This window comes from Formosa haliotis (assembly GCF_001685485.1).
GTDB lineage: Bacteria > Bacteroidota > Bacteroidia > Flavobacteriales > Flavobacteriaceae > Formosa > Formosa haliotis.
Genome location: NZ_BDEL01000001.1, coordinates 1122752 through 1135208, shown reverse-complemented (window position 1 = coordinate 1135208; position 12457 = coordinate 1122752). Strand labels below are relative to the sequence as shown.

Below are 12457 nucleotides of genomic sequence, written 5' to 3'. Positions count from 1 at the left end.
AGAAAGATAGTTTTATAGTTCATTATTTTCATTTGATTTTGGTTTCCTCATATTACTGGCAACGTTTATGTGTAAGGAACGTTGCGTGTTTGTGTGCGAGGATTTTCCGAAGGAAAATCAGATGCAAGCAAGCAAAGCAACGACCAAACGGCTTAACTAAAATAAGCAATGTTTTTTACACGGTGTTACCACACGTTTTTTATTCCTATTAATTTTTTCATTATTTTATTATAACGATAGATAATTCGAGATTCAGAACTTAAAATTATACATCCGTGAATAGGTTCGTATTCAAACCCGTATTCTTTGATAATTTTTTTCTCCGCATTGATGATTCTTTTGATACAAAACCAGCTCCAGTTAGAATCCGTTTTTTTCCATTCTCAAAGTCCGAATACGCTTGATTTTCGCTATACATATTATAAAATTTAGGAGAAGCAATGGAGTCTTTGTAAATGTCCATTTTTTCGTCCGTAATTCTTAATTTTAAAGTGTCATTTAATTGATTTGAACTAAATTGAAATTCAGATGCCAATAGCTTAGACTTTTTATTGACTGTTATCTTAAGATTTTCGTCAAGTTTTATATTGATTTTAAAAATTCCAGTTGTGTCAGTTTTAATTTCTGTAATTGAATTTCCTTGAATTAATTCTATTTGTTGTCTACGAGAATTTAGGTACTTTATTGTTTTTTCTGATGAAGCAGCAAATGATGGAATGTCGTAATTATTTGAGATATAATATTCCACTTTTCCAACGATTTCTTTTGTGAGTAAAGATTTTGTTGGAAAACTAAAATTGTCAATATGAAAACTATTTTTCTCAAATGTGTGGTAACGTGTTTGTTTATGAAATGTGCGATTTTGGCAGCGAGGATTTTCCGAAGGAAAATCAGAAGCAAACAAAAGGGCACAAGACTTAGGCTTGAACTAAAGTAAGCATTTTTATAAACGGTGTTAGCTACAGTTTTTATTTTCCGTTCAGTTCAGCCATTTAAATTTTTCTTTTTTTATCAGTTTGAGTGATCAATTCTAGATAATTTATATTTTCTTTTCAGGATTAATTTTGATTAAATTTCCAAAAACCGACTGAGTGAGAAATTCCAGAAGATTTATTTTATGTTTAATTTTTTGAAGATTTTAATTCCGTTTGAGTAAAAATCGGTTTGAGGTTTTGTTTTAATTAAACCTTTAAAATTCTAAAATCAAGAATTATTTTTTTGTTGAATTTGAGTGATAAATTTATCGTAAAACTTGGCGTTAAATCCGCGTTTGAGTGAGTTTTGAAATTGTAGCTAACGGTTTTGTATATGGTTTGTTGCTTGGTTTAGCACGTAATTTAGCAAATAAAAACCGAATAGAAAATCCGCGAGGATTTTCGTAAGTAGGCTAGAACTAGCAATAAATTATATACGATGTTAGCCACTGGTTTTTTTTCGCTTTTTTATTATTCCGCTTATTAAATTTATTGGATAGATAACTTGTCCAAATATCGTAATCAATAATATTATAAATATTATAATGTCCAATTTCTGGTTAAAGTCAAAATCTGAAAGTATTGTATCAGTTTTTGGTTCTCGATATAATTGGGAAAGAATTAGAATGAGTATTATTCCGCCAAAAGTCAGTCCAATGTGAATCCAATTCAGCCATTTTGATAGTTTTCTATCCGCTTTTTGCATAATCCAATATCCAATTCCAATTATTCCAAAAAGTATTGAAATCAGTATTGCTAAATGAAAATGAGCAATAACATAGTAGGTGTCGTGAATATTTATGTCCAATGCTGCATCTCCACTTAAAATTCCAATCAGCATTATAATCGGAATGGAGATTAAAAAATCAGATGTGGTTTATCAGTTAGGATTTTCATTTCTCAATTTCAGTTTTGCATTCGGATTAGATTTTCATTCGTTAAAAATCTAAAAAGTTCAATTATTCACTAAATTTTGTTGATTTAGTTAACTTGTGGCTAACGGCAGTCCGTCTAATAACCGACTGCAATTTTATATATTTCTACTAAAATACAGTTTTTTCTATTAGATGGGAGCTAAGATTCTATATTTTGAATTTTGTTTGTAAGCTTCTTCAAAACCTGTTAGAACAGTTGTTATAAGCCTAATTAAAGACCAGTGATCTTGAACACGAGGTGTATTCGTTTTTCTAATGATATTCCAAATTCTTTTTAAGTTATATGCAATAAACATAAACCCTACATCTGCACTAGCGCGTTGCATCGTTTTTTAGTCATAATATGATCAAAACTCCACTGGCGTTTTATGGTTCCGTAAGGATGCTCTACAATGGCTTGGCGTTTTTTATAAGCATCAGGATTTTGCAATACGCTCTTTGCGTTGGCTTCAATATATTTATGGAATTCACTGCGTTGTACTACTTTTCCATTTGCTTTAGACGTTGTGCATAATGCTCTTGCGGGGCAAGCTTTACATTTGTTTGTTTTGTATTGTTTGAAACGATAATTACGCCCTTTATAAGTACTGCCATTACTTTTAAGTATGTTTCCTTGTGGGCAAGTATAGGTGTCGTGTTCTTTATTATATTTAAAATGTTCTGAGTTATAGTTAGGATCTGGAGCTTGCGATGCTCTTCCTATTCCAGGGATAGCAACAAGGGTTTTAATACCTAGTTTATTAGCAGTTTTAAATTCACTTCCCGTATGATATCCTTTGTCATAGAGCGCCGTAAAGGTGTTCGTTCCTAAAATAGTTTTAGCTCTCTGTAACATCTGTCCCATAGCCTTGGAGTCGTTTTTATTGGTAACCAAGTAGTCGAACGGAATATTGTGATCTGCGTCTACAGTAGATTGTACACAGTAAGCAACTTCAGTAATATTGTTACGCACAATTAAATGCTTGCTATCGGGATCAGAGGTAGAAATTTGTGGTTCTCCCGAAGCCTTCAACTGTGCATTTAGTTTTTCGTATTCTTTTCTGCGACCTTGATGCTTATCAATATCTTTCTTAATTACCTCTTTTTCATTTTCACTATCACTTTGTTCAAGAGCTTTGTTGTATTGTTCTAATTTATTGTCAATATAATCTATGTGGCGCTGTATTTTCTTCTTATTAAAATTGTTTTTCTTACTATTCTGAGCTCTAAACTTAGTACTGTCTCCAGCAATAAGTGTAGCCCCTATAAGCCCAAAATTACGTGCCATTTGCACGGTAGCAAAGAACACTTTTTAATAGCCTTTGCATTATCTTTTCTGAAATTGCTGATGGTGTTGTGATCGGGAGCTAGCGATTCGAGCAGCCACATGACTTCAATGTTACGCCTGCATTCTTTTTCTAATTGTCTTGAAGAACGAATACGGTTCATGTATCCGTAGATGTAAAGTTTGAGAAGAACAGCTGGGTTATAGGCCGGAGGACCGTTTTCGGTAAAGTCTGAACGGAATCCTAGTTCTGCAAGGTTAAGTGAATCTACAAATTGATCTATAGACCTTACGCTATTCTCGGAATCTATTGAATCATCAAGAGAAACAGGAAAAAGGCAGGTCTGTTTTCGGTCTTTTCCAGGTATGAATTTCATAACTAAAAGATACAAAAATCACCTGGAAATTACTTGAGAACTTCTAAAAAATGTAACTAAAAAAGCAATAGTTATTAGACAGTCTGACGGTTTTGTATAAGATTAGTTGCGTGGTTTGAACAACTAATTTAGCAAATACAAACCGAATAGAAAATCCGAGAGGATTTTCGTAAGTAGGCTTGGACTAGCAATTAATTTTATACGTTGTTGGCATTTCGTTGTTTTTATTCCACTATATTTTTAGTTCTGATTTTATTTCAGATATAGTTCCTTAAAATACTCAATGTGTTTTCCCGGAATTATCATTTTCCAAATATCTTTTTTAGGAATTACATTTTTGTCAGATAATCTTTTTCCATCTATATAAGTTCTAAAAATTAATAAATAGAAAAATAATAGTCCTACAAAATATTTCGAACTTATTGATTCGGTTTTGATTAACCAAATTATAATAGCTAGTGGTGTCAAAATTGTCAGATAATAAATAAAGATATTTTTCATATTTTGATTTTTATATATTTTTTCAATTCCGATTGAGTTAGCAGTTCCGCATTCAATTCAGGTTTTGGTTTTTAGTTCAGTTTCTGATTACGCAAACGAACTAAAAGTCAAACGTTTTGTTTTAAATTACTCTTTTTTATATTTCTTATGTTCAATATTTTTCTTTTCCAAAATTCCGTAAAATTTTCGTGGCGATATTTTTAGGTCTTTTGTTATTTCACTCACTTTTTTCTTTCCTTTTTTATACAACTTTAAATTCTCGTTTATCTTTTTGTCAAAGTAGTGTTTTTCGAGTTTCTCAACAATTTGTAATTCAGTCAGATTTGATTCATTCACATATTTTTCAATTGCTGATTTAATGTCTTTTAAATTACTCATTATTATTCTTTTTAACGGTTCCGCTCAATGAATGCCAACGTGTTTGTGTATGATTAGTGGCGTGTTTAAGCACCTAATTTAGCAAATAAAAACTGAATAGAAAATCCGCGAGGATTTTCGTAAGTAGGCGAGAATAAGCCATTAATTATACACGTTGTTGTACACAGTACTTTTATATCCATTTTCTTATTAATTCATTCAGTCCGAGTAAAAGTCCATCATAATATTTTCCGTTCTTAAATTCAGGAATCATATTCTCGTCGATTACTTTTTGACAAAATTCATCTGTCAAATAGTAGCGAGTTTTCTCAGTGGTTGATATTCTTATTTTTCTCAACGATTTGCTCAACACAACAGTAAGTCCATTTCCGTCATTATTTTTTCCAACATTCCAATTGTCAGACATTTTGATTGCGTACTGTTCAAATTCCGTGTTTTCTGGAATCGAATCTATTGTAATTACTGCAACTTGTCTATTAGAATTTTCTTTATAATAAATCAGTAAATTGTCCAAAAATTTAATTTCCTCCTCGGTAAAAATATTTTCAAAATCGTTTACAAAACCGACTTGTTTCGGGAATTCCGACACAATTATTTCAGATTTCGGCTTTTCAGTTTGGGTTTCCACTTTGGCTGATTTGCACGAAACTAAAATCAAAATTAAAATTACAAATATGTTTCGGAATGTCATTTTTCGTATTGTGTACAACGATGGCGAATATGAAAAGTAGCAGGATCTACAAACTAACTTTTCGTATCGTCACAGGTTTTAAATTTATAAATTATATTTCGTTTTTGCTCTTAACTGCTATTTTTTATATGCGCTGTTGTGTTTAGTATTTTTTATTTTCCAGTCTTTTATAGCTTTTTAAATTCTTTTTTTTATACCTGGATCTTTAATCTTCTCTCTTCCACTAAATACGGTGTATGGAGGACGCTACATAAGGTGACCAGTACCCAAACTTGATTTTCTTTTAAGATTGGTTATATAAAGCTTTATATGACTTGTCTTAAAATAAAACTTGCTTCGATTCCGGTGCAGTTTAAAAATTTATAAAAATCTTAAGCTATTGACATGGTCGACTATAAATATCTTGTTATCAGATCGTTGGCAGTGTTAAATAACACCAAAAACTTGACTTTCTCATTTTTTTTCAATAACTTAAAACAAACTGTTTAACGTTGCAAACGTTTTGAGAGCGCGCTCTCAACGATTTCTAGCGCACAGTTTGCGTTTTGAAATTCTCCTTAACTCGTTTTTAAATCAACTGATTTTTATAAATAAAAAAAAACCTCGAAGCAAGCCGCAAAGTTTGGGGGATGACCGAAAGTCATTCATATTAAACGCAACGTGTTTGTATATGGTTTGTTGCGTGGTTTAGCACGTAATTTAGCAAATAAAAACCGAATAGAAAATCCGCGAGGATTTTCGTAAGTAGGCTAGAACTAGCAATAAATTATATACGGTGTTGTGCACTGTTTTTATTCCGTTTATTTAGTCAATTCCGTTTGTTATTTTTTTTTAAAATATATCTGTCTTTTGCGTGTCCACCTTCATAATATCCAATTCCAGATTTCGGACAATAAATAATTGTCTCAACTAAAAATCCTACAGAATCAGATAGTTTTTCAGATAGGTCGCACTCATATTCATTATTCTCCAAATAGTCGAGTAGAGAGTAACATTCAGTTTCTGCTCCTAATTTTATTAATTCATTGTAAATCGGTTCGCTGTATTGTTCATTCGGCTTAATATCTTTCAATACGCTTTTGTCAAATAAAGTAGAAGAGTGAAATTCATTCGTTATTTTCCACCAATTTTTTTCTTTTTTTAGAAATTGAAAAACTCTGTCTTGTTTGTCCTTTTTGACAAAATCTAAAATGAAACTTTCAAATACTTTTTTAATGTCAGTCGAATTTTTATTCATTTTTCGGTTTTTCTCAAATAGTGCACAACGGTCTCGGCTATGAGTAGTTGCGTGGTTTAGCACTTAACTTTGCAAGTACGCACCAAACTGAAAATCCGCAAGGATTTTCAGAAGTAGACGAGAACAAGCAATTACTTATAGGCATTGTTGTAAAACGTTTTTATTGTTTGTTGTTATTTCTTTCATTTCTCTTCTTCTCGGCTTCTTTTCTTCTTTCCTCCGCCTCTTTTTTTGCAATCTCTTCTTTTTCCTTTTTGATTTCCGCTTCTGTTATTAAGTTGTCTTTCCAATAAATGTCTGGGTCTAGTGAAGAACCCTGACACCTTATATATAAACTTAATGCCAAATACGTAGGACAAATATTTGCTACCAATTCTGGACCAGATGCATCAAAACCACCTGATAATGACGGAATAAGCCCCATATAATTCAGACTATCAAGCTCTCTGTCAATTCTATGTATATTTTGAACTCCAGTTATCCTTTTTAAATCTTCAGCGTGAACTTTTAAGTCTCCATCTGTCGTGACCAAACCATTGGGATAAAGTACTTTTCTCGAGTTTTCAACAGCATATTGAATTATTTTCGCCTGTGCTGTAGTTAAGCTTTTTAAAATATCAACAAAAATCAAATTTTCGTCATCTTGTCCGTCTAAGGTACAAGAGGAAGCGAAAAGCCCTGCCCATAATTCTAAGACAAAATCATTGTCAATTAAAGAGCTATTTTCGATAATCGAAAGTCCAATTCTTGGATGAGATTTTAATTCAAAACTATCATTTTGGAAGTCCAACTTTCCTTTAGCTTTCTCGAGCATTTTGATGGTGTTGTTTAATCTCCAATAGCGAACTTTATCTTGAGCCATTTGTCCAATTTCACCTAAAGCAGGTTTGCAAGTCAATAATAAAAATCCTTCTATTCCTTCTAAACTTTTTTTAACAGTAGAATCGATTGCTGATGCAATTGGTTTAATTCCAAATAGGTCAAGTCCTTTATTTTCGCTCATATTTTGTCAAATGTTTTACAACGGTTTTGTGTAAGCGTCAGTAACGGGAAAATACGCGAGTATTTTCCGCTGACGCAACCAAGATAGCAAAAAGGCGAGAATTTTCGGTAGAAAATTCCGCCGTTATTGCGCTTACACGTTGTTGTAAGTAGTTTTTTTTCTTATTAGTGTTATTCCAACTATCAATCCGACAATTCCCAATAAAATCAGCAATTCAGTTTTAAAAACGGAAAACAATTTCCAAAAGTCAGATTTACCAGTTATTTGATTTATTACAGAGTTTTTTGGTAATGAAATTTGATTAAAAAAATAGTCAGAGTCTGTAATTCCCGTATCATTTTTTGAAATACAATTAAACAAGAACAATTGATTGTTCATTAAATAAACTTCCGATTCATAAAGTCGATTTCCACTGATGTCAGTCAAGGTCAATTTTTGTCCGATAATACCATTTTTGTTAATTTCTTTTTTCGAAACCGTTGTATTCGGATAGCTTTTTGAAATGTTGGGAACTGCTTCATCATAAAGACTAATTAATTCTTCTTTGGAATTAGGTAGACTTTGTTCCTCAATCAGCATTTTATTTCCACTGTAAACGATATCATTTTTTTTAGCTGATAGTTCGTACATTTTTATTCCGTCCTGTTCAGAATCGAAAAGATTGGTATTTTCAGCAGGCAGTTTAAACCTAACGTTTTTGTCTAATTCAAAATCAAACCATTGTTCGTTTTGAGCGAATGATTGAAAAGAAATCAGTATTAAAATCCAATAAATATTTTTCAAAGGTGAAGTGTTAAAATTACTTACAACGGTCTTGTGTATGAAACGTAGCGTATAAATAAACACTAACTCTTCGGATTTAGCACGAGCCAAATTTTTTATTTTTATGTTTTATTTTCTTTTATAAATATAACCAAATAAAAAACTTGGCGTACTTTGTAAATATACAAAAACCTCTCGTAAAGCCTATAAAAGCTATGTTTTATACACGTTGTTGTGCATAGTGCTTTTTACGTTCAGCTTGTTTTTCCGATGTTTCTTATTTAGTTCGGAATTGAGCCGTTGGCAAGACATACTCTTTTGCAATTTTGGGCTTGTGTTTTGGCTGAAGCGAATTGCAAATGTGTATGGCTTTTAGCGTTGGATTCTTTTTTCTATTAACTTTATTATTTCCTTAAATTCCTTTTTACCCTTTTGGTTTAGAGATTCCATAAACTTCTCAATTCGTTCTTTTGATTTGTAATCTAAATTAAGACCATTCCATAAGTTGACTTTTTTTTCCAAACTTTCGGTAAATAATTCAGATTCATTTTCTTTTACGATACTTAATAATTTCGCAAATCGACAAAACTGTCCATTATCAAATTGAACATCTAAAATCAGATTGTATTTTCCTTTTGTTAAAGTCTTTTGTCTGTCAATTGCTTCAATTCTTCCATCTCCTAAAGTTTCAAGAAAGACTCTTTCGTTAATTTCAAAACTGTCATTTTCTATCTCTGAAATAGATTTTGTTTTTTTTGTGCTTATTGCCTTATTAAATTCTGCTCGACTTTCGGAAATCTCAAGTAAACGAATTGAAATTGCATCAATATAATCAAGGTCTTGAACGTTTTTCCATTTTGAAGGAATAATAGATTGTCCGTGTAAAGCACCAATTAAACCACCTGCAAATGCAGCAATACTGTCTGTGTCAGTTCCAATTGAATTTACTGCTTGCTCAATTCCTTTTAAGGGTTCGTTAGAGTATTTACAAGCTAAATAAATACCTGCAATTACAGTAGAAGTGCCTGAACCTTTTGTCTCGTTTTTGTAACAACCAAGTTTAGATAATGCATCAAAATCAGATGAATTATTCGTAATCAATTTATAAGTTGTTCTTAAATATTCTTGTGTTTCATCAACAATAGATTTGAATAAAATTCTAAAAGGTTCTTTAGAATTTTTATTCCATTCAATCTCCCAACTTTTTAATTTTGGACTATCTAAAAAGTCGATTGAGAATTTTTTATGAATGTCTTTCCCTAATTCAGTAAGAAAGTTCTTATAGTTAAAATTTTCTGGATTAAACCTCAAAATAGTGTCAACGGAATACCCATAAAGCATAGCTCCTAATATTGCTCGTGGATGTCCGTGAGTAATTATGCTATTACCAAAAATTTCTTCTTTGATTTTATCTTGCTCTCCGAAATTTGCTAATGCAATTGGCAAGATTCTCATTGCAGCACCATTTGCACCACTTTCTCTGTAGTCAATTGTAGTCTTACCTGCTTTAAATGTGAAAAAGTTATTATTCCATTTAGCTGATTTTCTTTCTATTTTTCGAGCTGCATTTTTTATAGTTCTTCCTGCACCTCTTGAATAAAGTAACCAATCAGGCAATTCTTTTTTTGCAAAATATTCTTGGTCGACAAAACCATTTTTGTTGATTGAACGAGCCACTGAAAGTAAGAGTTGCGTATCATCAGAATACGAACCTGAATTAAGTTTATCTACATAACCGTAAAATCGACCACCAACATTTTTTTCCCAGTCGTGAAACGAATTAATGTAATCAGTTCCAAATTTTTTCTTCAAAGTGGTTTGACTTTTTTCAAATTCAGTCATCCAGCCTAAAGCATCTCCAATAGCTGCGAGCTTTAAGCTACCTTTATATTTTGTTTCTGCTTTCATATTGAACGATTTGGTGAAAATATTTCTTTATCAACTATAAATTTACTCGTGTCAAAAGAAGACATTGCAGCTTTAGCTTCTGCCATTTTTTCTTCTGATTCAAAACAAACAGCTAAAATACTATCTGATGAAATTTTATCTTTCACTAATATTTCTGCTTGGACATCAGTTGGATATTTTGAGTGAGCTGAATTTCTGGAAATAGTGCGAATACCATTGTAAGCATTTATATTTAATTGTTCTGTGAAAAGCATTTTGAATTTATCTAAATCTCCCGAAATCCCGTATTGTCTTTTAGCTGCATTTGAAGCTGCATTTGTGATTGCGAATAGAGTTTCACTATCGTAAATATGTTTAGGGTTTATTTTAATTACACACCAATTTATAGTAAAGTCCTCTTTAGTTTTTTGTCTAAATTTTGAAAATAAAAAGGTATTTGGACCTGAAAGGGAAAGGTTAATATAATTTTTATCATCATATCTTACGTCATCTGTAAATTGAACATAATCTAAAATGTCAAATTGCTCAATGTCTAAATTTTCCAATTTAGCTCTACTCATTAATTCATTATTTTCTAAAATACTGAATAAATTTATGGTTGGCGTAAAATGAATTAAACACTCGATTTCTCTATGTTTTATTTCATTCTGAAATTCTATATGGTTTGGTTTTAAACTCATAGTTATTTTTTAAAAAGGTAAGTCATCATCATAAGTTCTATTAGAAGAACCTTTTGGACTTATATCTTCTAATAAATTTGCGTTTATTTCTTTCAAATACCTTGACGGATTTACCTTGTCACTTGAAAATAGATAAAGTTTGTTTCTTGCTCTTGTCATACAAGTATAAAGTAATCTTCGTTCTGTTGAAATATGAAATTCATCGTCTACTTCAATAAAACCTGGCGGATAAGGTATAATGTCATCATTGAGGTCAAGGATAATTACATTGTTAAATTCAAGTCCTTTTACTGATGACATTGTGCATATTTTAATGCTATCACTTCCATAATTTACTGCAAGATTAGATTTTACTAATTCTGTAGAAAAACCATTTGCATCTAAAAACTCTTTTATTTGTTTTACTCCACTTGTTGACCTATGTAAAACAACCGTACTTTTAAGATTACTACTGTTCTTTAGTATTGTTAGTTGGTCATCAAGATGATTTAATTGCTCGTCAAAATCTGAATAATAAGCAATTTTAGGTTTTTCTCCACCTGTTAATGCAGTTTCTACTGTTGTAAATTCAGATTGGTCTTTCTCGTTTGAAAGCAGAGAAAGTGCAGCTTTAGCAATATGAACAGTATTTCTGTAATTCTTCTTAAATTCAATTGTTCTACCACCTCTTACGTTAATACCAACTTCACTCCAAACGAAACCACTTTTGAAAATACGTTGTGCTGCATCAGCAATTATTGATAAACTGTTTGTTTCTGTATCTACTAAACTTGAAATAGTTAAAATTTGTGCTTTATTTAAATCTTGTGCTTCATCAATTATTATGTGGGTGTATGGCGGAATAAAACTACTATCATTTTGTATCTTTTTTAATGCAAGAATTGCATAGTCATCAAAATCTACTTGACCTCTGTTTTTTAATCCCTGATTATATTTTTCGTAAACTACCCAAATAACTTCTTTATCTACTTTTGTAACACGGTCAGAAGTTCCTCTACCAGTTCTCGCAGCTTCAAGATATTCTGATTTGTTATTGAACAATTTACCTTTCATCCAAGAAATTTCTTCTTGAAAAAATTCTGCACTTTTATCTAAAATGTTGGATGTACTTGAAGATAGTCCGCTGATTATGTCTTCTATATATTCAATTTGAGTCCATTGCATAACAGTTTGGTTGTACTGTATTCCTGCAAAATGATAAGCCCAACTGTGAAAATTTATAATTTGGACATTTAGTCCATCTGCTGTTTTAGGTTTAAGTTCATCACTATCTTTTTGATAACCACCATTTATATATGGTTTAATAGCTTTGATATACGCAGCAAGTGTTTTATTGTATGTAAATATTACAATTTTAGTTTCCTTAAAAAGATTAGCTTGTGTTTCAAGTAAATGTTTTGCTCTATAAAGTGCGACTGTGGTTTTTCCACTTCCTGCAACTCCTTTAATCTGAACTGGATTTGTTGGTGGTAAGAATAGTACTTTCTTCTGTTCTCCTTTTAAAGTAATTTTTTTCAGCATTTCAATTCAATTTGGTGTTGAGCGTTGGCAAGAAACAGCTCTTTTGGTTTTTTCAGCGTTGGCTTATGTGTGGGCAAAAAACCAAATGTGCTGTTTGTGCGGCTGGCTTTTTTATTTAAAATGTTCAATTTTTGCACGATTTTCGCATTATGCACAACGTGTTTGTATATGGTTTGTTGCGTGGTTTAAGCACTAAATTTAGCAAATAAAAACCGAATAGAAAATC

10 protein-coding genes and 1 pseudogene are annotated in these 12457 nt (G+C 31.5%); all 11 read right to left on the bottom strand.

Features of this window, described 5'->3' with window-relative positions:
* Positions 1 to 265: 265 nt before the first annotated feature.
* The 11 genes and pseudogenes from A9D35_RS04805 to A9D35_RS04740 all read right to left on the bottom strand — a co-directional run bounded on the left by A9D35_RS04805 (position 266) and on the right by A9D35_RS04740 (position 12231).
* A complete protein-coding gene (locus A9D35_RS04805; protein ID WP_066219743.1) occupies positions 266 to 904 on the bottom strand; it encodes a hypothetical protein in 639 nt (212 codons plus the stop codon).
* Positions 905 to 1416: 512 nt separating this feature from the next.
* Positions 1417 to 1815 (bottom strand): cbb3-type cytochrome c oxidase subunit I, encoded by a 399-nt coding sequence (locus tag A9D35_RS04800; protein WP_066219740.1) that lies wholly within the window; start codon positions 1813 to 1815, stop codon positions 1417 to 1419.
* Between the two features lie 222 nt (positions 1816 to 2037).
* Positions 2038 to 3550 (bottom strand): annotated as a pseudogene (locus A9D35_RS19770) (IS1182 family transposase).
* Positions 3551 to 4177: 627 nt separating this feature from the next.
* A complete protein-coding gene (locus A9D35_RS04775; protein WP_066219727.1) occupies positions 4178 to 4429 on the bottom strand; it encodes a hypothetical protein in 252 nt (83 codons plus the stop codon).
* Between the two features lie 172 nt (positions 4430 to 4601).
* Entirely contained in the window at positions 4602 to 5057 is a 456-nt protein-coding gene (locus A9D35_RS04770) for a TPM domain-containing protein (protein WP_159427040.1), read from the bottom strand.
* Between the two features lie 871 nt (positions 5058 to 5928).
* The gene (locus tag A9D35_RS04765) at positions 5929 to 6357 is read right to left on the bottom strand and encodes a hypothetical protein (RefSeq protein WP_066219722.1); all 429 of its coding nucleotides are present in this window, start codon (positions 6355 to 6357) and stop codon (positions 5929 to 5931) included.
* Positions 6358 to 6517: 160 nt separating this feature from the next.
* Positions 6518 to 7360: an Abi-alpha family protein gene (locus A9D35_RS18665; RefSeq protein WP_066219719.1), complete on the bottom strand. Its 843-nt coding sequence runs from the start codon at positions 7358 to 7360 to the stop codon at positions 6518 to 6520.
* A 132-nt stretch (positions 7361 to 7492) separates the two neighbouring features.
* Positions 7493 to 8143 (bottom strand): hypothetical protein, encoded by a 651-nt coding sequence (locus A9D35_RS04755; protein WP_141675473.1) that lies wholly within the window; start codon positions 8141 to 8143, stop codon positions 7493 to 7495.
* Positions 8144 to 8494: 351 nt separating this feature from the next.
* Complete coding sequence (locus tag A9D35_RS04750; RefSeq protein WP_066219715.1) at positions 8495 to 10030, bottom strand: ADP-ribosylglycohydrolase family protein; 1536 nt, start codon at positions 10028 to 10030, stop codon at positions 8495 to 8497.
* Positions 10027 to 10710 carry a DarT ssDNA thymidine ADP-ribosyltransferase family protein gene (locus A9D35_RS04745; protein WP_066219713.1) on the bottom strand — a complete coding sequence of 228 codons (684 nt, stop codon included), beginning with the start codon at positions 10708 to 10710 and terminating at the stop codon, positions 10027 to 10029. The genes A9D35_RS04750 and A9D35_RS04745 overlap by 4 nt, the downstream gene beginning before the upstream one ends.
* A 9-nt stretch (positions 10711 to 10719) precedes the next feature.
* Positions 10720 to 12231 (bottom strand): 3'-5' exonuclease, encoded by a 1512-nt coding sequence (locus A9D35_RS04740; protein ID WP_066219711.1) that lies wholly within the window; start codon positions 12229 to 12231, stop codon positions 10720 to 10722.
* Between the last annotated feature and the right edge of the window lie 226 nt (positions 12232 to 12457).